The organism is Rhodococcus sp. IEGM 1366, assembly GCF_033142425.1.
GTDB classification, from domain to species: Bacteria; Actinomycetota; Actinomycetes; order Mycobacteriales; family Mycobacteriaceae; genus Rhodococcus_F; species Rhodococcus_F globerula.
Genome location: NZ_JAWLRZ010000007.1, coordinates 192,532 through 212,807, shown reverse-complemented (window position 1 = coordinate 212,807; position 20,276 = coordinate 192,532). Strand labels below are relative to the sequence as shown.

The window sequence follows — 20,276 nt, the reverse complement described above, 5'->3', positions numbered from 1 at the left end:
GCGGGCTCTCGTTATGTTTGGTTCGGCTCAGCGGGTCGGCGACGACAGTAGTGGGATCAGTAGTTCGTCCGGTGTGAGGGCGCCGTGCTGACCGGGCAGCCCGGCCAGGCCTGATTCCACCGAGCGGCGCACCACGGCAACATCGTCGGTAGCGATGGCGATGACGTCGCCGATTCGCCCGTGAAACGCGGAATGTACTGAGGGGCCGAATAATCCGGCGACAATGCCCTCGGCCCGTGTGCCGATCCACATCCGGTCGCCGAGTTCGGCTCGCCACCGCGCAGCCACGTCGGCTGCCGCACCTTCTCGGGTGTGGATGTGCCGGCAGCGTGGTTCGCCGGCGAGCGCGAGGACGTCTTTGGACAGGACCGGCGAGTTGTCGTAGTCGATTTTGTTCGCGTCGGTGATCTCGACCATTCCGTGGTCGGCGGTCACGATCAGAGTCACGTCCGGACCGAGAGCAGCGGCGAGTTGTTCGACAACACGATCGACCAGTGACAGTTGCTGGAGCCACGGCTCCGATTCAGGTCCGTACACATGCCCGAGGGCGTCGATCTCGCTGATATAGCAATACGTGAACGTGCGCTCCGCGGATTTTGCGACGGCAACCGTGCGAGCCACCAGATCGCCGTACGCCTGAATGCCGGCAAAAGCTGCCCCGCGCATGCCCGCGCGAGTAAGTCCGCTGCCGTCGAACTTGGACGGGACAACCGTCGTCACAGTGATGCCTGCGGCCTGGGCCCGGTCGAACGTCGTGGCTTCCGGTTGAAGAACCTCGGGGACGATCGAATCGGCGTACGACTCTTTTTTCCCGGTGGGATGCCATCCGAGCCAGTTGAACACCGCATCGGCTTCCTCGACGTACGACTGGTAGCCGGTAATGCCGTGCGCGCCTGACGGGAGGCCGGTTCCCAGGGACACGATGCTGGTGGCCGTCGTCGTGGGAAATCCGGCGCGGATGGGGGAGCCCACCCAAGAGTTCAGGTACGGGGCATGCTCGGCATTGCGCGCCAGGAGATTGGCTCCCATACCGTCGACCAGCAAGATCACCGTTCTCTTGCTGGGTGGCAGATTCAGTCGATTGGCCTCGCCGGCAACTCCCAGCGAGGCGAGAATTGACGGCGCAAGGGTCGACAGTGTCGGTTGTGAGTACACATCGAGGAGAGGTGCGGGGGCGGGCATCCCATGAGATTAGGCGGTGAACGCCGAAAACTGCATACCTTCTGGGCATGCGTTCAAATTGGGGGCGAAGCCCCCGTGCGCCTTTTTGGTAGTCGGCGCTACCGGAAAGGCGCACAGGGCCGCAGGCCCTCAGCCCACGATGGTCGAAATACGGAACGCCGCCCCTAGTGGATCTGCGACACCCGCCAGGCGTCCGAACGGGGTGTCCTCAGGGGCCGCGATGACGCTGCCACCGAACTCGACGACCTTTGCGACCGCGGCATCGGTGTCGTCGGCGCCGAAGTACACCTGCCAGAACGACGGCACCTCCGTCGGCAGGAACGAACTGGCATCCATGACGCCGGCAATCGCGGGGCCGCCCAGCTTGGCCTGTGAATAGCGGAACTCGTCCGTGTCACCCATCGACTCGAACTGCCAGCCGAACACATCCGCGTAGAACGGCAGAGCCGCCGTGTAATTCTTCGACATCGTCTCGTGCCATACCGGAGCGCCGGGAACTCCGACCACACCGAATCCCTCATGCTGATCGGGCTGCCAGATTCCGATCACCGCACCGGCCGGATCGCCGACAATCGCCATGCTCCCCTGATCGCCGACCTGCATGGACGGCATCATGATCGTGCCGCCGGCAGCCTCCGCTTTGGCGGCCGAGGCAGCCGCGTCGGAGGACGAGATATAGGTGGTCCAGATGTTGCCGTACGGATTGCCCTCCTGCTGGGGGCCGAGACCGGCAATGGGCTGCCCGTCCTTGCTGAAGATGGCGTATCCGCCGTACTGCGGATCGTCGTTGCCGTCGACCTGCCAGCCGAACACGTTGGTGTAGAAGTTCTTCGCGACCTCGGTGTCCGAACTGGTGAGGTCGATCCAACAGGGAGTTCCGTCGAGCATGAGTTCCTCCTGGGCGTCGTTGTGGTGGTTGACGCTACCGAAAAGGCTCACGGGGCGGCAGGTCCTTCAAGGAGCCGGGCACGCACCTCCGCATCAGTTGCACAGTCGATCGCCGTCCACGCCAGTCCCAGCGCGCCGTCCAGGACGGCTTTGTCGCCGGTCTCGGAGCGGCAGTACGCAGTGAACTCGGGCTGGTGATTGCCGGCGCCGTTGCATTCGATTCCGATGATGGGATGGATGGTCGGGATGCGGTGCGAGACATTGCCCATGTCCGTCGATCCGGCTGCCGGACCGTTGTAATCGAAGAACGTGCGACCGAGAGCCTCGAGATTCTCCTGGTACAGAACGCTCAACTGCTGATCCCACCGTGACTCCGCGTATGCGGGCGACGGTGACGTCATCGCGATGTCGCAACCCGTCGCGATGGCACCGGCGGTGAAGCACTGCTCCACCTTGGGCTGGGCTGCTTCGACGCCGCCCAGCGTTTCGGCTCGGACGGCGTACGTCCCGTGTGAACTACCGGGAATGACATTGGGTGCGACACCGGCGTCGCTGACGTAGCCGTGAACTTGAACGTCCTTCGGAAGATGCTGTCGCAGTAGACCGATGCTCACCTGGGCGACGGTGAACGCGTCGGCCGCGTTGACGGCGCCGACGGCAAACGACGCGTGTGAGGACACTCCGGTGTACTCGACGTCGAGGTGCGAGATGGCAAGCATGTTGGGGGCGCGCAGGTCTCCCGCGCCGGGGTGCACCATCATGGCGCAGTGCAGTGAATCGAAGATGCCTTCCTCGAGCATGACGACCTTTCCGCCGCCACCCTCTTCGGCGGGAGTTCCGAAGACGGCCACGGTGATTCCCAATTCGTCGGCCAACGGTGCGAGGAGCAATCCCGCGGTCACAGCGGCAGAGGCGATGATGTTGTGCCCGCAAGCATGTCCGATGTCCGGGAGCGCGTCGTACTCGGCAAACAGTCCGATCACGAGTTCGCCGTTGCCGTACGTAGCGGCGAGTGCGGTCGGGAGTCCGGCAACACCGCGCTCGACCGCAAAACCGGCACCCTCGAGCATGTCCGCGACGGCGGCCGACGCGTTGTATTCGGCAAACGCGAGTTCGGGATCTTCATGGATCTGGTGACTCAGTGCCAGTGCGGCATCGGAGATGGTGTCGAGGTGCTTGGCCGCGCGATCTTTTGTCGTCATCGTCTGAGACTGCGTTCGCGCTGGGATCTGCGGACCAAAATGCAGTATTTGTGTACTAATTTATTTCTTCATGCAGGATTCGATAGTTTTGGACGAGATCGATCTGCGAATCGTCCACGCGATGCAGGTACAGCCGCGCGCACCGTGGGCGTTGATCGGCAGCGTTGTCGGGGTTGATCCGGTGACCGCTGCGCGTCGGTGGAGATCTCTCACCGACTCGGGCACTGCCTGGATAGCGGCGTACCCGGCCGCCGACGCGGGATCGGTGTTGGCATTCCTCGACATCCGGTGCGAACCTCGATCACGCAAACGGATCGTCGACGAACTCGTGGCGCACGCGCATGTGATGAGCGTGAACGTTCACTCGGGTGGTTGCGCAGTCATGGCGGAAGCGTTGTTTGTCGGCACAGATGCGCTGGCTCGATACATACTCGACGATCTGCAACTTCAGGACGGGGTGACCGACGTCGTGGTGCATCCTGTCACCAGGGTATTCACCGAGGGAAGCCGTTGGCGGCTGGGCACTCTCGAACCGTCCGGTGTTCGGACGCTGCGTGAATCAGGGGTGGCACCACCGCCACTCGGCCGCCGACATCCGTTGGACCGGGCAACGGTCGCCGTGATCGACGTTCTCGGACGCAGACCGCGCGTGTCGGTGACCGAACTGGCTCATGAACTCGAGATCAGCACCTCGACGGCTCGTCGACGGCTGGGCCGCGCCCTGTCGCAGCACACCCTGTTGCGTTGTGAATTGGCGAGATTCGCGACGGGGCGGCCGATCCGGGTACTGTTCACGGCTCGGATTCCAGTGCTCGATGCGGAGCGTGCGGCGCGAATCCTGCGGGCCCGGACGGAGATTCGTCTTGTTGCCGCCGTTGCCGGATCGAACAACCTTTTCTTTGCCGGGTGGTTTCGCGCACTGCCTGACCTCGCGGCACTCGAAGCGGACTTGGCTGCCCGGGCGCCGACGCTCGAAGTGGTGGACCGGCGAGTTGTTCTGGACACGCCAAAACTGATGGGGCACTTGCTCGATCGGGACGGCCGATCCATCGGTGTGGTTCCGGTGAGTGTCAGGTCGTGATCAGGCTCGTGTGCGAGAGCCATGCCAGGACATGACGGTTGAACTCGTCGGGCAGTTCAAGCTGGGGAGTGTGCCCGGTGTCGCCGAGGATGATCGTGGTCCAGTGAGGATGTGCTGCGGCGGCAGATCGTGCCGCCGCTACCGAGACGAGGCGATCGCGCTCGCCGTGCAGCAGGAGGGTGGGAGCACTGATGTCGCGCAATGCTTTTCGATACTTCTGTGGACGGGCCAACACGGTGAGCAGTGATCGTGCGGCTTGTAGGAAGTCTGCGTCCTGAGTGGCAAAGCCACGCCGGATCTTCGACAGGGCCGCGCCTGCTGCAACCACCTCGGAGTCGGCGCGGGTGGGGTCCACGAAGCAGAGGTTGGTCATCTGCGTGGCCAACTGCTCGTCCGTCATCGTCCGTCGGCCAAGGCTCATGGCCTGTTCCCCTACATAGGGCAGCGCGTACACGAGGAATTGGGCAGCGATCACGGGGTCGGGGATCCGAATCGGAAGAGGCAGTGCCGGGTCGACCAATACCAGGCCGGCCACCGAATCAGGGCGGGCGGCGGTAGCGAGGGCAGATACCATTCCGCCCATCGAGTTGCCGAACAGAATGACCGGTTTCCCGACAACCGTGTCGATAAACCGGTTCAGGAGTGCGGCATTTGCCTGAATGTGTGTAGTGCGACCGTGAGCCTGGGTGAGGCCGAAGCCAGGCAGATCCACCGCGTAGACACGTGTGTGCTTCGCCAGGGTCGGCGCCACCCGGACCCAGTTCAAATGCGAGCCGCCAAGTCCGTGGACCAGGACGATAGGTGTCGAGTCTTCCGGTCCGCCGAAATCGACCCAGTGCATGTCCCCGTCGAGGTCGGCGATGTTGCTGATTCCGCCCCACGGGGCACTGAGCGCAGTGTCGACGGCTTCCACGGCGGAACGGGGCAAAGTCATCCCTCCAGAATGCCCTGTATTTGTTGATCGCGTGAACGCCCTGTGCTGTCGATCACGCAGTGTGTTGTAGCGGTGCCGAACACTACTGGTCTATTGGACTGTGGCAGAAACGGTTTCGCAGTTGTCCGGTTTGTACGATCTCATTCGGGTGCTTGTCACCGCAGGCGCACGGTCGGGCATACTGGCAGCCATGTGGTGGATGGTCGGGTTAATCATTCTGACTGTTCTGAGCCTGTCGTCCGCTTTGGTGGCATTTGTATTTCACCGATCAACGGCTGAGGACAGGACATCGCTGGGTGATCGTAGTAAAAGCACAGTCGAACGGCCCTGAATCGGTAATCGATCCAGGGCCGTCGAAAGTTCTGTCACCCCCAGCGGGACTGTCCACCGTCGAGCGGGATTGTGGCACCGGTCAGGTAGCCGGCGTCGGGTCCGACGAGGAACGCGACGGCAGTGCCGATGTCGTTTTCACAGTCACCGATGCGGCGCATCGGAATGCTGGCAACGAAGGCCGCTGCTTCCTCGGGGCGAGCGTCGGCCCACCGCTGCAAGCCGGGCGACGACGCGTGTGGGGCGACAGCAAGGACACGAATCCCGTCCACACCCCACTCGCAGGCTGCTGCTCGCGTGAGTGCACGCACGGACTCCTTGACGGCCGCGTACCCGCCGTAGCCGCTGGCGTCCCACCGAACGGCCACCGAGCTGACCATGTTGATGATCGCGCCGCCGCCACGGGCCTTCATCGACGGGTAGCACGCCTGCATCGTGCGCAGAGTTGCCACGGGCCCGGACTCGAGTCCGGCGGCCAGCTTCTCGGGCGTCAGATCCAGAATGTTGCCCAAGGGGTTCAGGCTCGCGTTGTTGACGAGGATGTCGACGCCGCCGAATAGTTCGACGGTTCGGTCAACAGCAGCGGTGATGGAGTCTCCGTCGCTGACATCGGCCAGCACGGGCTCGGCGCGGCCACCACGGTCGGCGATTTCCTTGCACGTGTCCACGAGCTTCGATTCGGTGCGACCGACAACTGCAATGGACGCACCTTCCTTGGCCAGGGCAAATGCGACTCCCTGCCCAACGCCTTGGCCGGCGCCTGTGATAAGCGCCACTTTTCCGTCCAATTTGCCCACTGTTGTTCTCCTGCTCGTCATTTAGCGGTCCCCGAATGGTTGCCTCCTCCGCGCAGTATTTCTCCTGGCTTCTTACTGGTCGGGATGTGATTTGCATCCCACTCAGTGGAACCGCTTTTAAAATCGGTCGTCTTACAGCTAGTGTGAGCGCCGTTACATACCCGGCGTGGGGCACACGCACACATTCCATGATGAGGAGATTGAAATGCCAACCACAGGTAGCATTGACGCCGATACCGCTAAGTTGCTCGGCGACCTGGCTAAGTACGCTTCGCCCATCGCAGGCCTCATTGGCGGCGTCGGCGCGATCCTCGGCCTCGCCGGACTGATCAACGCCGGCACCGGCTCCTGATCTGTTTCTGATCTGAATCTCCGGCCCGCGAACTGGCAACAGGTCGCGGGCCGGAGGTCTGTCTGTAGTGCCAATATCTGTGTCTTGCAGACACATTCATTGGACGTGAGCCTGCGGAACTCTCAGGCTCTCGGCAGTGTCCGGCCTCGTGTAGTTCTTCTTCGGTATGAGATCGAGTACGGCCTCACTACCGCGGTGGTGACGGAACCAGAAGAGCGAGCGGTCCGGTGTGATGCGGGTGTCTTCCCCCGTGGTTTTCCAGTACCAGTGAATGTCGGCCTCGAGAACTTCCGACAGGCGAACGATGTTCTTGCAGCCGTACTCTTGCAGCCCTTGGCATGTGAGGCTTCGCAGTTCGCGTGGTTCGCCGCGGCTGGTCCAGCGTGATTCGTAGACCAGTGCGTCGAGTTGGATGCGGTGGCAGTCCTGTTCCGATGCAGCGTGCAGTAGGTCGTCCCAGTTCAATCCCGGTGCGTGCTGGAGGTATTCGTCGGCGTCGATGAAGGCGCTCCAGGCGACAGTTGTGCGAAATCTCGTGATGTAGTCGACGTATGCCTCGACCTGGCCGTGCACTATCCGGCCTTCCGTATTCCGGGGTTGCCATTCGATGAGCGTTATCGGGAGGCCCTGCAGTTCGCGGCGAAATGCTGCTTGAACGTCACTGTCGGACAGTGTTTCGGTGTACGCGCCGTATGAGTTTCCGCGCTTGTCGACGCTTCCTCCGTGCCACCGGTTCAGGCTGAATGCGCTGCTGCGCCGCGACGATCCAACGGAGCCGGTGTTGTCGTACAACACGATGTCCCATCCCTGTTCGATGTGGTGCACGCACCAATCACGGATGAAGGGCAGGTGTTCGCGGGGGAGGAGGACTGCGACAACGGTGCGGGTCTTGCTGCTGGAACTGGGCTCCGTGCTCATGGCAACACGATAATGCGGCGGGCGCATCCCATGAGCACCAAGCATTGAACACCAAGCATTGACATAATCGTGATTCTGTCTCATAGTCGAGGCATGACGTCATCTGTGTCACACTTGCCACGGTTTGTTCCGTCGACCGGGGAATCCTGGCGATCGCCCTGGGCGATGTACGACGCCTTGCGTGAGTACGACCCCGTTCATCATGTGGTCCCCGAGGCGCCCGGCGATGACTATTGGGTTTTCACGCGCCATGAGGACGTCTACAACGCAGCGCGGGATTACCAGACGTACTCGTCCGCCAAGGGTCTGACCACCGTCTACGGCGAGCTGGAACAGATAGGTATGCAGGACAATCCGCCTTTTGTGATGCAGGATCCGCCGGCTCAGTCGGAGTTCCGCCGCATGGTCTCCAAGGGATTCACGCCCCGCCAGGTGTCTGCCGTCGAGCCGATGGTTCGGGAGTTTGTCGTCGAGCGCATCGAGGCGCTGAAAGCTCGCGGCGGCGGTGACATCGTCGTCGAACTTTTCAAGCCACTGCCGTCGATGGTTGTTGCGCACTACCTGGGGGTTCCGGAATCCGATCGCGACCAGTTCGACGGGTGGACGGAGGCGATCGTTGCGGCCAATTCTGCCGGGGGTGCGCTCGCCGCAGCAACAACGGCGCAGGCCGCGACCGGTGAGTTGATGATGTACTTCGCGTCGTTGGTCGAGCGACGCAAGGTGGAACCGGGCGACGATACGATTTCACACCTTCTGGCGGCAGGACTCGGCGAGGAGGGGGACATCAGTGGTTTGCTGTCGATCCTGGGATTTGCGTTCACCATGGTGGCAGGCGGAAACGACACCACAACAGGGATGTTGGGTGGTTCGGTGGCGATGCTGACCGAGCGAGTCGACCAGCGTCAGCTTCTGATCGACGATCCGGAACTGATCACCGACGCGGTCGAGGAACTGTTGCGACTCACGTCGCCGGTGCAGGGTCTCGCTCGAACCGTCACCCGCGATGTGAGCTTGGGCGGCAAGACTATTCCGGCCGGGCGCAAGGTGCTGTTGATGTACGGAGCAGCTAATCGTGACCCGTCGAAGTACGGCCCCGATGCCGGTGAACTCGATGTGCTGCGCAAACCGCAGAAGATCTTGACGTTCAGTCACGGAGCACATCACTGTCTGGGTGCGTCGGCGGCTCGTATGCAAGCACGAGTTGCGTTGGAAGAGTTGCTGGCTCGCATTCCCGACTTCCACGTCGATATCGACGCGATGACCTACGCACCGGGAAACTACGTCCGCCGTCCGCTGACGGCTCCGCTGTCGGTGAACGCGTCGTGAGTAACGACTGGCTGGGGGACGGCCGGGCCCTTGCTGCTGCCGAGAAGATCCTCGACAGCGCGGCATTATTGTTTGTCGAGAAGGGCGTAGGCGCGGTGGGAATGGCTGAGATAGCCTCTGCTGCAGGTTGTTCCCGTGCCACTCTGTACCGCTATTTCGAGAATCGGCAGGCCCTGCACGTTGCGTTTGTTCACCGTGAGGCTCGCACACTGGGTGCTGCCATTGCCGCGACTGTTGCGCCGATCGCCGATCCGCAGGAGCGACTCGAAACGGCGATCCTCGCGGCGGTGTCCGCGGTGCGCAGTACCCCGATCCTGGCGGTGTGGTTCTTGCCGGGCGACGCGAGTCTTGCCGGTGAGCTTGCGAATTCGTCCGAGGTCATCAACGGATTGGGTGCCGCGTTTCTCGGCAGCAGTGCCGACGCGGCTCAGGCGAAGTGGACGGTACGAGTCATTCTCTCGCTCCTCATGGTGCCTGGCGTCGACGCGCGTGACGAGCGGGCTCTGGTGAAGGCGTTTGTTGCCGGTGTCCTGATTCCCACCTAGGAAAGCGGATTCAGTTGCGGCACTGAATTTCTCGCGCGACCCTGTTGCCGGTCAGTGCGGCAGCCAGGATCGCGACCGTCACCGCGGCAAACACGACTGCGGCCGCCGTCGCAGAAGCAGCAGTCCCGACGCCGATCGTGACGGCGATGCCAAGCTGAACAGCAAAGCCGGCCAGCGCAATCCATGTTGCCCGCCGCAGCCCTGGGCGGGCGGCTTGATGGGCCTGCTGCCAAGCTTCGGGGCTCGACATTGTTGCTTTGGTGCGTATTCCCATCACGGAGCTCGGCTCGTCGCCGGGAAACTTCGCGATCAGCGATGCAACGGCCACCAGGGTTATGGTGCCGATCGACAATCCGAGTACAGCGCCGACCAGATCCTGAGATTGCGACATGAAATCGAAGCTCTTACTCGAAACGTGACGGGTCGCCGCCGCCGACGCGGACAACCTCCGGTGCACCGGACGAGAAGTCGACGACAGTTGTCGGTTCTGTGCCACAATCGCCCGAGTCGATAACGGCGTCGAGCTGGTTGTCGAGTTCTTCCTTGATCAGCCAACCATCCGTCATGGGTTCTTCTGCACCGGGCAATATCAGGGTGCTCGAGAGCAGCGGTTCGCCGAGTTCGTGCAAAAGGGCACGCACTACCGGATGGTTCGGGATTCGCACGCCGACGGTTTTCTTCTTCGGATGTGCAAGGCGCCGCGGCACTTCCTTGGTTGCGGGCAGGATGAACGTGTATTGCCCTGGCGTGGCAGCTTTTACAGCGCGAAACGCGGCGTTGTTCACATGCACGAAGTGGCCGAGCTGTGAGAAGTCCGCGCACACCAAGGTGAAATGGTGATCGGAGCGCAGCGCCCTGATGTCGCGAATCCGATCGACGCCACCGTGGTTGTCCATCCGGCTGCCCAAGGCGTAGCAGGAATCTGTCGGGTACGCGATGAGGGCATCGTCCCGAAGCATTGCGACGATCTGGCTGATCGCACGCGGCTGCGGGTCGTGCGGGTGGACATCGAAGTATCTGGCCATGTGTCCAGCCTAGTTCAGGGACGCAGTTGTGCCGGGAACTCTGCCGAAATCGGTGCTGCGAGCACTGCCGTCAACTCCTCGGCGTAGGCGAGCTGTTTGCGCAGGTGGTTGCAGCTGTCCTCGGCGCGCGTATGGCAGGCCGAGATGAATTCGGTTGCCGTGGTCCGCGATAGGGGATCAGCGGCGTCGTCGGCCAGGATCGACAAGGATTCGAGCAGCTGTTTCATCTCGTCCAGGGTGAATCCGAGTGGCTTCATCCGCCGAATCACGAGCAGGCGTTCGACGTCGGATTCGGTGTAGAGCCGGAAACCCCCGCCGCTGCGCTCGGATGGCGTCACCAGCCCGACATCGTCGTAGTGGCGAATGGTTTTGATCGACAATTCGGTGCGCTCGGCAACCTGGCCGATCCTCATGGGCTTGTTTTCCATGTCAGTGACCTGCTCCCATCCGGCCGGACAAGTGGACGTGACGTTCCGCGGATGCCGCGTCCAGGCCGACGATCTCGACGTTCTTGCCACGAGCTGCATATTTTGTGGTGATCGCGTCCAGCGTAGCGACGGTGGACGCATCCCAGATATGGGCGCCGGAGAGATCGATGATCACGTTCTGCGGGTCGCCGGCGTAGTCGAACTGGTAGATCAGGTCATTGCTCGACGCGAAGAACAGTTCGCCGCGCACCGCGTAGACCCGCGTGTTCTCGTCGGGATGCGCAATGTCGACCACCTCGGTCAGATGAGCGACGCGACGGGCAAATATCACCATGGCTGTGATGACTCCGACGATGACGCCGTACGCGAGGTTTTCCGTCGCTACCGTGACGGCGACGGTCACGAGCATGACGATGGTCTCGCCAAGGGGCATGCGCCGCAGAGTTTTAGGATTGATGCTGTGCCAATCGAGGGTGCCGACGGACACCATGATCATCACTGCGACCAGAACAGCCATGGGGATCAAGGCCACCACATCGCCGAGGCCGACCACCAGGATCAGCAGGAACACTCCGGCCAGAAAGGTGGAAATCCGGGTTCGCGCTCCCGAGACCTTGACGTTGATCATCGTCTGTCCGATCATTGCGCAACCGCCCATGCCGCCGAAGATTCCGGTGACGATGTTGGCAACTCCCTGCCCCCAGCCCTCGCGAGTCTTGTTCGAGTGAGTGTCGGTGATGTCGTCGACAAGCTTTGCAGTCATCAATGATTCGAGAAGTCCGACCAATGCCATGGCCAGCGCAAACGGCGCGATGATCGAGAGCGTGTGCATCGTCAGTGGGACGTCGGGGAACATCAAAGTCGGCAAGCTCGACGGAAGTTCGCCCTCGTCACCGACATTGGGCACGTCGAACGAGAAGACGGCGGTTACCGCGGTCAGCACGACGATGGCCACCAGCGGCGCCGGGACAGCGGTGGTCAGCTTGGGGAGGAATATCAGAATCAGCATGGCGCACACAAGAAGTGGATAGACCAGCCACGGCACACCGATTAAGTGAGGGATTTGGGTGATGAAGATCAGGATCGCGAGTGCGTTGACAAATCCCACCATCACACTGCGCGGAATGAACCGCATCAGTTTTGCCACCCCGAGCAGACTCAGCACGATTTGCAGGACTCCGGCCAGTAGGACAGTGGCAATGAGGTAGTCGATGCCGTAATCCCGCGTCAGGGGCGCTACAACCAGTGCAACTGCGCCCGTGGCTGCCGAGATCATCGCCGGTCGGCCACCGACAATCGCGATGGTGACGGCCATGGTGAACGACGCGAACAGACCCACCCGCGGATCCACACCGGCGATGATCGAGAACGAAATCGCCTCGGGGATAAGTGCCAGGGCAACAACGAGGCCGCCGAGCACTTCGGTTTTGAGGCGCCGGGGCGAGCGCAGCGCAGACCGTACGGTGCCGTCGTCGGCGGTGGTGTCGAGTGTGGTTGCAGCCATCAGGGTTCCGTCCTTACGAGATCGTCAGACCCTACCCTCCCGGGAGGGGAGAGTGTGAATCTGCTCGTCAGGAGGCAGGCTGCCGTGCGAGTATCGAACGATGAGCAAGGGAACCGTCTCGATCTGGAACGGCGAGCAAGGTTGGGGCGTTATCGAATCCGCTGATACGCCCGGCGGCTGCTGGGCCTTCTACTCCCATCTGTGGGCCGATGCGATGCCTGAACTGAAGCCCGGCCATTCGCGGATGATCCGTGGCGGATACAGGGAACTGTTTGTCGGTGAAACCGTCGACTTCACCTGGGAGATCACGCAGCAGGACGGCTACTCCTACCGCGCGATCAGCGTCACGCCGCAGCGGGAGCATCCTCAGTGGACGATCGAGGACACCCCTGGCTGAGCGTTACTTCTCGCAGGCGGTTACTTCTCACAGGCCACGCCGTCGCCGTCGCCGTCGAGGTGGGCACCGTAGCCGGGGTCACCGATACGTACGGGAGCTGCGCCCGCAGCTTTGGCCGCTGCGCAGTTCTTGAACGGCGTGGTCACCGCCGCTGCCGGAGCCGAGGTGACAATCGGCTTGGACGTTACAAGTGGCGGGGATGTGGCGGGTTGCACCGGAGCAGTTCCCGTGCAGTCCTGGAGGATTCCGGCGATGGTGTCGTGTTCGGCCTGGGTCACCCACAATCCGTACGCGGCTTTTACTTCGACCTGCGCAGCGACGTACTGGCAGCGGTATCCCCGGTTGGGCGGCAGCCACGACGAGGCGTCGGAATCGGATTTTTGTTGGTTGGCGGGACCGTCGACGGCTCGCAGGTTGCGTGGGTCGTTAGCGAGGTTGGTGCGCGTCTGCGTGTCGAGTTGTTGAGCGCCCTTCTGCCAGGCGTCGGACAGCGCTACGACGTGGTCGATCTGGACTGCTGACGACGTGTCCTGACCACGGGTGAAGGCAATCGTGGTGTTGGTGTACTGATCCTCGAGCGTTCCGGTCTGCACCGAGCACCGGTTACCGTCCTTGTATGTGAGGGCAGTCAGGTCGCGGGCCAGGATGTCGTTACGGGTGTCGCAGCCGTTGTGGCCGAATTCGACGTCGACATCGTCGGTCCAGGCCGTGCCGAACAACGCGCGGTCGTATCCGGTTTTGGGGGCGCGTCCCTTGATCGGAATTTGCGCCAACAGTGCGGAAGCGGCGGATACAGCAGCATTGTCGCTCGTGAGCGCCGACGAGCTGGTGGTGACACCGGAGCCGATACCTGAACCGAGACTGCCGGTTTCGGCGGCTGACGAGCTGGAACACCCTCCGAGGATCAGTGCGGCAACAAAGCCGATCGAAACAGCAGCTGCGCTGCGCCTGCTGATTGCCGTGCGTGACATGTGTCGAGAGCTCATTTCTGTTTAGAGACGAACTACAAGTATGTCATTCGCGACATTTCGGTCTGAAGCGGACGAAGTGGACCGAAACAGACCGAGCGAACGTACCTTTCGTCGCCTTGGATGCGCCGAGAGGTACGTTCGCTCTGAAACAGGGAGTCGGGCGGAGCGCCGAAGCAACACAAAGGCCCGGAAGTCGGTATCGACTTCCGGGCCTGTGGAACGAGTTTGTTCAGATCTCGATCTTGGGAGTCTGCTCACCCAGCTTGTGGCGAGCCAGTGCCAGGTTCGCGCGTGTGCGTTCGAGGACGAGATACACGAAGAGTGTGGACATTCCGGGCGTCTCGATCACGCGGATGAGATGGTACTGGGTGGTCAGGGTGATCAGGATGTCTTCGAGGGTGTCGGTAATTCCCAGGTTACTCATCGTGCGGAGCTTTGCGCGCACAACTTCGGAGTTTCCGGCACCGGCGTATTCGAGGCTGAAGGACGGGTTTCCGGCCATGCCGAGAACCATGCCGCTGTCGGCGTCGACGACGGCTGCACCTGTGGCGCCGTCGATACGCATCAGTTCGCCGAGGACCTTGTCGATGTTGCTCATTGCTTCTCCTTTGTGGGGTGCGGGGTAGGGCGCAGGCGAGCGCTGCGACTCCAGTTGATGCTTCGGCGGCGAAGTCATCGGTACATTCTTCGGCGGGGATTGAGGGCGGGTGGGGTCCAGCGCGCGAGGGGTTTGTCCTGCTTGCGAGTTTTGCGAAATAGGTCCGTAATGCGCAGATAGAGACACATTTATTGTTTCGGCCTCACCGATACGATCGGCGGTCAGCCACTCGCCGGCGGAACCGGAAAGGGGTGGCGGAACCACTGTCGGTGGGTCGAGCGGGGGCGGCTGAAGTTGCGGATAAACCGGGGACGTCAGTGGCCGTTTGTACGGGATGGGTTGGCCCTCCGAATCGGATACGTTCGAGAACCACACGGCATACCCTGGGTCTTCGCGATCGAGGCTCGCCTCACGATCGTCGTCTTCTTCTCGGGATCCGCGCTTACGAAAGAGTCCCACAAGCCTCTACCCCTTTTGAGACGAATCTCTTCTACGGTACATCCCGCTCGAATCGAGTAGGAGACTGCGGAAACCCGCCCCTAGTTACCTTGCAGCTATGTAAGACTATCACGGTGTCGCGATCGGGGCCGGGGCTCTGCGGCTCGGCTGCCCAGTCAGCTCTGGCATTCTGAAGAGATGAAGAAAACGATTGTCGGGTTCATCGGAGCCTGTTCATTGATAGCGCTGGTGGCCTGCGGTTCCGACGGCGGGACGCCGACCGAAGTGGGGACTCTGACGTCCACCGCGCCGGCGACCGATACAGATGGCGTTACCGCGACCGATGGCACCGCGGTAGCGGGGCTTCCGCGCACGTACGAGCAAGCCTGCAACGACGTCCTCAAGTTTCTCGACGGATATCAGCAGGCGATCGACGAATCAGGCGACGACATCGGACTGACCCGTGAGTCGCTGGCGAACGACATGCTGACGTCGATCCAGGCTTACCCGGAATGGTCGACTCTGTCCGCCGACGAGCAGGCCGAGGTAACGCGCGGATTCGACGCAGCGGTCGCCGGAAGCTGCTGAAGGCAACCTTCACACGACCGTCAGAACAGTGATTCCTGAATTGCGACGCCTGGCGAGTCGAAGTTGCCCACCGTGACGGTACGTCCGACCAGTGCCGAGATGTCTGCGACAAAGTGAGGGGATTCCGGGTCGGTATCGGTACGGAACAGTGCCGCCGGCCCGGTCAGGCCTTCGAGGTATAGAGAGTGCTCGCCCGATTCGAAGGAATGGGGATACATCAGCGCCGGGGTGGCGTCGAAAACGATCTGCGAGCAGGCCGGTGGTGTCCAGACCTCGGGCTGTTCGAAAATCTCGATGCCCTCGATCCCGGATCCGATGTAGGACAACTCTTCTCGGTTCGAGACAATGAACTGTTGCAACTCGTTGCGCAACGCAGCGGTGTCGATTCTGTTTGTCAGTGCCTCGAGTTTGCGGGATGTGCGGATCGCCTGGCTCAGGTGAAACTGCCTCGACACGTCAGCTTCGAGAGTTCGAATGTTGTAACCGTCCGTCGAACCGGCGACGTACAGGGCGGCTGCGGCGCCTTGCTCCGCGACGCGCGGGTACTTGCGGAACTGCGACGCCGTCCCCACCTTCATCCGGCCACCGGCGAAGATGTCGATATACAGCCATTGTGGCTGGGTGAGGTAGGTGCGCACATTCGGGTGAATGTGCGCACCGTTCACGTGAGCCTGGTGGACGCTTGTGAATCCTTCGCGATTTCTGCACCGGTCACATTGGCGTCCGCTGGTCACCTTCGCGCCTCGATCGCACGGGAGGTAACCGGGTCCGTCGGCCGTCATGTCGCGCCACCCGAGGCACCGCCGTCCCTGTCGCTCGTCCACAGAAAACCGGAATACCGACGTGTGCGTGAAGAACGTGGTGTCGCCGGTTGTGTCGTCGACGAGGCGGATACGAGGAGCTGCCGGATCCGACCATTCGATACCGCGCACGAGCAAGGTCATGATGGAAGTGCCGGTTCCTTTTTTCGGATGTACGAGGAACCACTGATGTTAGTGCGTCGGATATCAGTGCGTCAGCTGCCGGGCAACCCAGGGTAGTAGGTGCCTGCCGACCAACCGCCGTCGACGGCCAGCTCGGCTCCTGACATGTAACTTGCGTCGTCGCTGGCAGCGAAGGCCGTTACCCGGGCGACCTCGTCGGGGAGCCCGATTCGCCGTAGCGGAACCTGACCGTACGGCTTCTGCAGGTCGTCGCCCGTGCGGCCCATCGGGTTGCCCAGCTGGGTATCGACGCCACCGGGATGCACCGAGCAGACGCGGATGCCCGACGGTCCGAGTTCGAGTGCCTGAGTTTTGGTGAGTCCACGGACCGCCCATTTGCTGGCGGTGTAGGCGCTCAGGCCGTTCACTCCGCGCAAGCCGTCAACGGACGAAATGTTGACGATCACGCCGCGCGCGGCCTTCTTCATCACGGGAACAACAGCCTTCGCGCCCAACATTGCGCCGATGACGTTGACGGAGAACAACTTTTCGACGGCCGCGACGTCGATGTCCTCGACAGCGGCAAAGGCAAGCATGCCCGCATTGTTGATCAGGACGTCCACACTGCCGAACTGGGAAGTCGTGTCTTCGACGAGGCTCACCCAATCGGATTCGCTGCTGACATCAAGATGGTGGAAGACGCCGCCGATGTCGGCAGCGACTGCGGCGCCCTTCTCGTCGAGCACGTCGCCGATGACAACCGTCGCGCCTTCTGCTGCGAGGAGTCGGGCGGTTGCTTCTCCCATTCCCTGCGAACCGCCGGTGACGATCGCTACCTTGCCTACAAATCTGTTCATGCACCGATTCTGTGGCGGTAGCGCCGGGTCCGTATCGGGCAGTCCCGCTGGCCGGAAATGTCCCGATGACGTGCGACTGACCTCGGGCCTGCTTGTGATCGCCTAGGCTCGTGGCATGGCTATTGTCTGGACAGTTCCGCGTGGTATCAGCCCCACCCTGCTCGTAGCACCGTTGATCAAGGAGTTTCTCGCCGAGGGCGAAGGCACCCTCGACTCGAGGCTGAGCGCGGTCGGCATTGTGTGTGCCTCGCTCGAGAAGCAGGTCGGTCGCACGTTCACGTCGATCAGTTCGGCGTCGGCAGCCATCTTCTCGGGCGCCGCAGCATCGTCGAGTGTGCCCGATGCGCTCCGGCTCGCGGTGATGCGGACGCTGTCCACCGAGGTGCTCGTCCGTAAGCCGGCTCCACAACCGTTCTCCGAGAAGGTCGGAAAGCGCTTGGGAGAGTATGTGTTCGCGTTGCGTGACCCGCGTAACAACCAGGTGTTCCATGTCGGCCACGGCACCGGAAACCAGGTATTCGCTTCGGTTTTTGAGGCACTCGGTGAACTCGACAACCTCGAAGGAGCCTCCGGGGCAGCGGATACACCCGGAGTGACCGCTGCAAAAATTTCACGTATTCGCGAGATCTACGACGCCGGTTCGGCAGTCGAGCACTACGTTCTCATCCGCAGCGTATCCGGGGCGGATGCAAGCGGCACGGCAGACGCCGTGGTCAGCGGCATCGTGGAGACGCTGCGGATCAGTGAGGCGGGCGAGAACCTGACCAACCTTGCGGGTGAGGTCACTGACAAGGATCTGCGGGCAACCCGCGTCGAGGAAATCGCCCTTCGCTATTCGGCAGACCCGGCACCGGAATTGCCGACACCCAGTGTGGTGCTGCACGTTCCGGGTTCTGCTCGCGCCGGCGCCACCGCAGAAGAGATCTACGAACTCGCCCGCCAGGAATGGGCGGCCGGCGCCGCAGTGCGTGCCGAAGCCGGGATTCCTGTACTCGTCTTCGCGGACAGCATCATTCGTGGCGCTTTCCGAGCGCAGTCGTGGGAGGTGTCCACTCGTAACGCCGACGGCAGCATGCTGTGGCGCTTCACCGGCGACGTCGACGAGGAGCTGGCGGCCAAGTACGTCGGCACCGAAATCACACCGCACAACGTCGGACTCAAGAAGTGGCCGGTCAGCGGTTGGGTTACCCGACTGACCACCGCTCGCCCCGGTGCGGCAATGCCGGGTCCGCGTAAGAAGTAAGACGAGGGGTTGGGCTCCGGAGTTTTCGGAGCCCAACCCCTGTCTATTTCAGTAGTCCACTGCCGAGGTAGTCGTTTTCCTCGCATCCGGGCGGAATGAGATAGACGGCCGAACCGATCGGCGTTGTCCACTCGTTGAGTGCGTCGAAGTCACTCAGTCGCTGCTGAACGGGCAGATACTGCGCCGCGATGTCCCGCTGGAACGCCGCGAAGATCAGCCCGGAGTTGGAAGTTTCCTCGCCTTCCGGTGGGTCGTCGTAGTTGTAGGCACGACGGAAGAACTGCTCTCCCTCGTGCATTCGATGCGAGCGTGCGATGTGTGATCCCGGCGGAATGACCGGGATACCGAACCTGTCGGTAGCGGTGAAATCAGCCTCGTCGAACTCGTCGGTGCCGGTCAACGGAGCGCCGTTCGACAACGTGCGACCCATCGTGAGTTCACGCGCCGGTCGATCCAGTTCGTCCCACGTATCCATTTCCATGCGAATTCTCCGAAGCACCAACGACGTTCCCCCGGCTAACCACGGCTGATCGGCGCCGTCGCTCCATACGAGGGAGTCGAAATCCGTGGTTCCCGGCGCCGGGTTGACGGTACCGTCGACCTGGCCCATGAGGTTACGCATAGTTGTTCCCTCGGGCGCGGTTCCCCGTGCGCTGCGAAACCCTTTCTGCGTCCACCGAATTGAGGTCAGTGAGCGGGCGTTCTTGGTCAGTACCCGTACCGCATGCGCGACGGTGACGGGATCGTCGCTGCAGATCTGAAGGAGAAGATCCGTTGCGCCCCAGCGATCTTCGAGTCGGTCGATCGGGTAGCTCGGTAGCGGAGCGCACCACGCTGGTGCCCGATCCTGTAACCCCAGAGCGATGAACAGTCCGGGCCCGTAGCCGACGGTGATCGTCAGCCTCGACGGATCAACCGCCAGTTCCTTCTCGGTATCGGCCAGAGCGGGCATGCCCGCAGTGAGGCGAGCAGCGTCGGCTGTCCACATCTTCATGATTCCGATGACGGCGGCCCGGTCGACTCCTGGTCGCAGATCGAAGCCGACAAAGGTGGCGTGTGCTTGCGGCGGGGTGCTGACGCCTCCCTGATGAACGCCATGGAACGGAACGACGGCTTTACCCGGAGACGGTTCATCGGCCTGTGCCAGAGTTGCTGCACCCCACGTTGTTCCCGCGACCGCAAGCGCGGCGGCGCCACCTCCGAGGAGACGCCGCCGGCTCAGTCGCAGGTTGCTGTTCTCAGCCACCGTGATTGGGGTCGTAGTTCTCCTGGTTACCGGAGAAGTCGCGGATCTGGGCTGTGAAGGTGGAACTGGACCCGTCGTCGTAGATCAGGGTGACGTCGGTTTCGGCGCCGGGGAGGAGCGGGCCGGCGAGTTCCATGAACATCAGATGATCGCCGCCTGGCGCAAGGCTGGCGGAACTGTTCGCGGGAACCCGGAACCCACCGTCCTTGGGGCGCATGGTCATTGTTCCGCCGTCGCCGGTCACAACTTCGTGCAGTTCGACGCGAGCGGACGCCGGACTGGTCGCCGAGACGACGCGTACGTCTGTGTCGCTGGAATTAACGAGCTCGGCAAAGGCCGCGCTCATGCCGTCCGGGGCGGCCTTGACCCATTGATCCTCGATCGTGATGGATTGTGCCGCTTCGGTTTCCTTGCCGGACTCCGATGAACAACCGGTCAGCGTCAGGGCTGCTGCCAACGCGGCGGCGGTGAACAGTGTGGTGGGAACAGACATGTGTATCTCC

The 20,276-nt window shown here is 62.3% G+C and carries 23 protein-coding genes; 7 read left to right on the top strand and 16 right to left on the bottom strand.

What is annotated here, in order from left to right; all coding sequences use genetic code 11:
- Window positions 1–27: 27 nt before the first annotated feature.
- The 3 genes from R4P64_RS22035 to R4P64_RS22025 form a co-directional block, all read right to left on the bottom strand.
- Window positions 28–1,182, bottom strand: coding sequence for an alkaline phosphatase family protein (locus R4P64_RS22035; protein ID WP_033231677.1), 1,155 nt, complete (start codon window positions 1,180–1,182; stop codon window positions 28–30).
- Between the two features lie 129 nt (window positions 1,183–1,311).
- Window positions 1,312–2,070: a VOC family protein gene (locus tag R4P64_RS22030; protein ID WP_033231841.1), complete on the bottom strand. Its 759-nt coding sequence runs from the start codon at window positions 2,068–2,070 to the stop codon at window positions 1,312–1,314.
- A 47-nt stretch (window positions 2,071–2,117) separates the two neighbouring features.
- Window positions 2,118–3,272 (bottom strand): M20 family metallopeptidase, encoded by a 1,155-nt coding sequence (locus tag R4P64_RS22025; RefSeq protein ID WP_033231676.1) that lies wholly within the window; start codon window positions 3,270–3,272, stop codon window positions 2,118–2,120.
- Window positions 3,273–3,342: 70 nt separating this feature from the next.
- On the opposite strand from R4P64_RS22025, the gene R4P64_RS22020 reads away from it, so the two are divergent.
- A complete protein-coding gene (locus tag R4P64_RS22020) occupies window positions 3,343–4,353 on the top strand; it encodes an Lrp/AsnC family transcriptional regulator (protein WP_317822736.1) in 1,011 nt (336 codons plus the stop codon).
- On the opposite strand, the gene R4P64_RS22015 is transcribed toward R4P64_RS22020, so the two are convergent.
- Together R4P64_RS22015 and R4P64_RS22010 are read right to left on the bottom strand one after the other, a co-directional pair.
- Entirely contained in the window at window positions 4,343–5,287 is a 945-nt protein-coding gene (locus tag R4P64_RS22015; protein ID WP_317822735.1) for an alpha/beta hydrolase, read from the bottom strand. The genes R4P64_RS22020 and R4P64_RS22015 overlap by 11 nt on opposite strands.
- A 365-nt stretch (window positions 5,288–5,652) precedes the next feature.
- Window positions 5,653–6,414: an SDR family NAD(P)-dependent oxidoreductase gene (locus R4P64_RS22010; protein WP_045064572.1), complete on the bottom strand. Its 762-nt coding sequence runs from the start codon at window positions 6,412–6,414 to the stop codon at window positions 5,653–5,655.
- Window positions 6,415–6,619: 205 nt separating this feature from the next.
- Here R4P64_RS22010 and R4P64_RS22005 point away from each other — a divergent pair, with 205 nt between their 5' ends.
- Window positions 6,620–6,766, top strand: a complete 147-nt coding sequence (locus R4P64_RS22005) for a hypothetical protein (protein ID WP_155276676.1) — start codon at window positions 6,620–6,622, stop codon at window positions 6,764–6,766.
- A 96-nt stretch (window positions 6,767–6,862) separates the two neighbouring features.
- On the opposite strand, the gene R4P64_RS22000 is transcribed toward R4P64_RS22005, so the two are convergent.
- Window positions 6,863–7,684, bottom strand: a complete 822-nt coding sequence (locus R4P64_RS22000; protein WP_317822734.1) for a glycosyltransferase family 92 protein — start codon at window positions 7,682–7,684, stop codon at window positions 6,863–6,865.
- A gap of 93 nt (window positions 7,685–7,777) precedes the next feature.
- On the opposite strand from R4P64_RS22000, the gene R4P64_RS21995 reads away from it, so the two are divergent.
- Window positions 7,778–9,010 (top strand): cytochrome P450, encoded by a 1,233-nt coding sequence (locus R4P64_RS21995; protein WP_219112499.1) that lies wholly within the window; start codon window positions 7,778–7,780, stop codon window positions 9,008–9,010.
- Window positions 9,007–9,555, top strand: coding sequence for a TetR/AcrR family transcriptional regulator (locus R4P64_RS21990; RefSeq protein ID WP_317822733.1), 549 nt, complete (start codon window positions 9,007–9,009; stop codon window positions 9,553–9,555). Before R4P64_RS21995 ends, R4P64_RS21990 begins: the two co-directional genes overlap by 4 nt.
- 10 nt (window positions 9,556–9,565) lie before the next feature.
- Here R4P64_RS21990 and R4P64_RS21985 read toward each other — a convergent pair whose 3' ends face one another.
- The 4 genes from R4P64_RS21985 to R4P64_RS21970 are packed head-to-tail and all read right to left on the bottom strand — an operon-like array spanning window position 9,566 to window position 12,512.
- On the bottom strand, window positions 9,566–9,946 hold the full coding sequence (locus R4P64_RS21985; protein ID WP_317822731.1) for an SdpI family protein: 381 nt from the start codon (window positions 9,944–9,946) through the stop codon (window positions 9,566–9,568).
- A gap of 13 nt (window positions 9,947–9,959) precedes the next feature.
- Window positions 9,960–10,580 (bottom strand): L-threonylcarbamoyladenylate synthase, encoded by a 621-nt coding sequence (locus R4P64_RS21980; protein WP_033231670.1) that lies wholly within the window; start codon window positions 10,578–10,580, stop codon window positions 9,960–9,962.
- A 14-nt stretch (window positions 10,581–10,594) separates the two neighbouring features.
- Window positions 10,595–10,993, bottom strand: coding sequence for a MerR family transcriptional regulator (locus R4P64_RS21975; protein ID WP_033231837.1), 399 nt, complete (start codon window positions 10,991–10,993; stop codon window positions 10,595–10,597).
- A gap of 16 nt (window positions 10,994–11,009) precedes the next feature.
- Complete coding sequence (locus R4P64_RS21970; RefSeq protein WP_033231669.1) at window positions 11,010–12,512, bottom strand: SulP family inorganic anion transporter; 1,503 nt, start codon at window positions 12,510–12,512, stop codon at window positions 11,010–11,012.
- Window positions 12,513–12,612: 100 nt separating this feature from the next.
- On the opposite strand from R4P64_RS21970, the gene R4P64_RS21965 reads away from it, so the two are divergent.
- Entirely contained in the window at window positions 12,613–12,909 is a 297-nt protein-coding gene (locus tag R4P64_RS21965) for a hypothetical protein (protein ID WP_317822730.1), read from the top strand.
- A 20-nt stretch (window positions 12,910–12,929) separates the two neighbouring features.
- Here R4P64_RS21965 and R4P64_RS21960 read toward each other — a convergent pair whose 3' ends face one another.
- Window positions 12,930–13,880: a DUF1524 domain-containing protein gene (locus R4P64_RS21960; RefSeq protein WP_317822729.1), complete on the bottom strand. Its 951-nt coding sequence runs from the start codon at window positions 13,878–13,880 to the stop codon at window positions 12,930–12,932.
- A gap of 229 nt (window positions 13,881–14,109) precedes the next feature.
- Entirely contained in the window at window positions 14,110–14,478 is a 369-nt protein-coding gene (locus tag R4P64_RS21955; protein ID WP_204368951.1) for a hypothetical protein, read from the bottom strand.
- Window positions 14,479–15,114: 636 nt separating this feature from the next.
- On the opposite strand from R4P64_RS21955, the gene R4P64_RS21950 reads away from it, so the two are divergent.
- On the top strand, window positions 15,115–15,504 hold the full coding sequence (locus R4P64_RS21950) for a hypothetical protein (protein WP_317822727.1): 390 nt from the start codon (window positions 15,115–15,117) through the stop codon (window positions 15,502–15,504).
- Window positions 15,505–15,524: 20 nt separating this feature from the next.
- Here the strand turns inward: R4P64_RS21950 and R4P64_RS21945 are convergent, their stop codons facing one another.
- Window positions 15,525–16,448 (bottom strand): DUF2797 domain-containing protein, encoded by a 924-nt coding sequence (locus tag R4P64_RS21945; protein WP_317822726.1) that lies wholly within the window; start codon window positions 16,446–16,448, stop codon window positions 15,525–15,527.
- 71 nt (window positions 16,449–16,519) lie between these two features.
- Window positions 16,520–17,284 (bottom strand): glucose 1-dehydrogenase, encoded by a 765-nt coding sequence (locus tag R4P64_RS21940; RefSeq protein WP_317822725.1) that lies wholly within the window; start codon window positions 17,282–17,284, stop codon window positions 16,520–16,522.
- A gap of 115 nt (window positions 17,285–17,399) precedes the next feature.
- Here R4P64_RS21940 and R4P64_RS21935 point away from each other — a divergent pair, with 115 nt between their 5' ends.
- A complete protein-coding gene (locus tag R4P64_RS21935) occupies window positions 17,400–18,527 on the top strand; it encodes a GIY-YIG nuclease family protein (protein WP_095886984.1) in 1,128 nt (375 codons plus the stop codon).
- A 43-nt stretch (window positions 18,528–18,570) separates the two neighbouring features.
- On the opposite strand, the gene R4P64_RS21930 is transcribed toward R4P64_RS21935, so the two are convergent.
- Window positions 18,571–19,773 carry a Dyp-type peroxidase gene (locus R4P64_RS21930; protein ID WP_317822723.1) on the bottom strand — a complete coding sequence of 401 codons (1,203 nt, stop codon included), beginning with the start codon at window positions 19,771–19,773 and terminating at the stop codon, window positions 18,571–18,573.
- Window positions 19,766–20,266 (bottom strand): copper chaperone PCu(A)C, encoded by a 501-nt coding sequence (locus tag R4P64_RS21925; protein WP_317822721.1) that lies wholly within the window; start codon window positions 20,264–20,266, stop codon window positions 19,766–19,768. Before R4P64_RS21925 ends, R4P64_RS21930 begins: the two co-directional genes overlap by 8 nt.
- Window positions 20,267–20,276 lie beyond the last annotated feature (10 nt).

Excerpts from the sequence above, each read along its gene's own strand:
- R4P64_RS21925 (WP_317822721.1), bottom strand. The coding sequence starts at position 20,266 with ATGTCTGTTCCCACCACACTGTTCACCGCCGCCGCGTTGGCAGCAGCC.
- R4P64_RS21950 (WP_317822727.1), top strand. The coding sequence starts at position 15,115 with ATGAAGAAAACGATTGTCGGGTTCATCGGAGCCTGTTCATTGATAGCG.
- R4P64_RS21985 (WP_317822731.1), bottom strand. The coding sequence starts at position 9,946 with ATGTCGCAATCTCAGGATCTGGTCGGCGCTGTACTCGGATTGTCGATC.
- R4P64_RS21975 (WP_033231837.1), bottom strand. The coding sequence starts at position 10,993 with ATGAGGATCGGCCAGGTTGCCGAGCGCACCGAATTGTCGATCAAAACC.
- R4P64_RS22030 (WP_033231841.1), bottom strand. The coding sequence starts at position 2,070 with ATGCTCGACGGAACTCCCTGTTGGATCGACCTCACCAGTTCGGACACC.
- R4P64_RS21980 (WP_033231670.1), bottom strand. The coding sequence starts at position 10,580 with ATGGCCAGATACTTCGATGTCCACCCGCACGACCCGCAGCCGCGTGCG.
- R4P64_RS21960 (WP_317822729.1), bottom strand. The coding sequence starts at position 13,880 with ATGTCACGCACGGCAATCAGCAGGCGCAGCGCAGCTGCTGTTTCGATC.
- R4P64_RS21935 (WP_095886984.1), top strand. The coding sequence starts at position 17,400 with ATGGCTATTGTCTGGACAGTTCCGCGTGGTATCAGCCCCACCCTGCTC.
- R4P64_RS21940 (WP_317822725.1), bottom strand. The coding sequence starts at position 17,284 with ATGAACAGATTTGTAGGCAAGGTAGCGATCGTCACCGGCGGTTCGCAG.
- R4P64_RS21995 (WP_219112499.1), top strand. The coding sequence starts at position 7,778 with ATGACGTCATCTGTGTCACACTTGCCACGGTTTGTTCCGTCGACCGGG.
- R4P64_RS22005 (WP_155276676.1), top strand. The coding sequence starts at position 6,620 with ATGCCAACCACAGGTAGCATTGACGCCGATACCGCTAAGTTGCTCGGC.
- R4P64_RS22035 (WP_033231677.1), bottom strand. The coding sequence starts at position 1,182 with ATGCCCGCCCCCGCACCTCTCCTCGATGTGTACTCACAACCGACACTG.
- R4P64_RS22025 (WP_033231676.1), bottom strand. The coding sequence starts at position 3,272 with ATGACGACAAAAGATCGCGCGGCCAAGCACCTCGACACCATCTCCGAT.
- R4P64_RS22020 (WP_317822736.1), top strand. The coding sequence starts at position 3,343 with ATGCAGGATTCGATAGTTTTGGACGAGATCGATCTGCGAATCGTCCAC.
- R4P64_RS21945 (WP_317822726.1), bottom strand. The coding sequence starts at position 16,448 with ATGACCTTGCTCGTGCGCGGTATCGAATGGTCGGATCCGGCAGCTCCT.
- R4P64_RS21970 (WP_033231669.1), bottom strand. The coding sequence starts at position 12,512 with ATGGCTGCAACCACACTCGACACCACCGCCGACGACGGCACCGTACGG.
- R4P64_RS22015 (WP_317822735.1), bottom strand. The coding sequence starts at position 5,287 with ATGACTTTGCCCCGTTCCGCCGTGGAAGCCGTCGACACTGCGCTCAGT.
- R4P64_RS22000 (WP_317822734.1), bottom strand. The coding sequence starts at position 7,684 with ATGAGCACGGAGCCCAGTTCCAGCAGCAAGACCCGCACCGTTGTCGCA.
- R4P64_RS21965 (WP_317822730.1), top strand. The coding sequence starts at position 12,613 with ATGAGCAAGGGAACCGTCTCGATCTGGAACGGCGAGCAAGGTTGGGGC.
- R4P64_RS21955 (WP_204368951.1), bottom strand. The coding sequence starts at position 14,478 with ATGAGCAACATCGACAAGGTCCTCGGCGAACTGATGCGTATCGACGGC.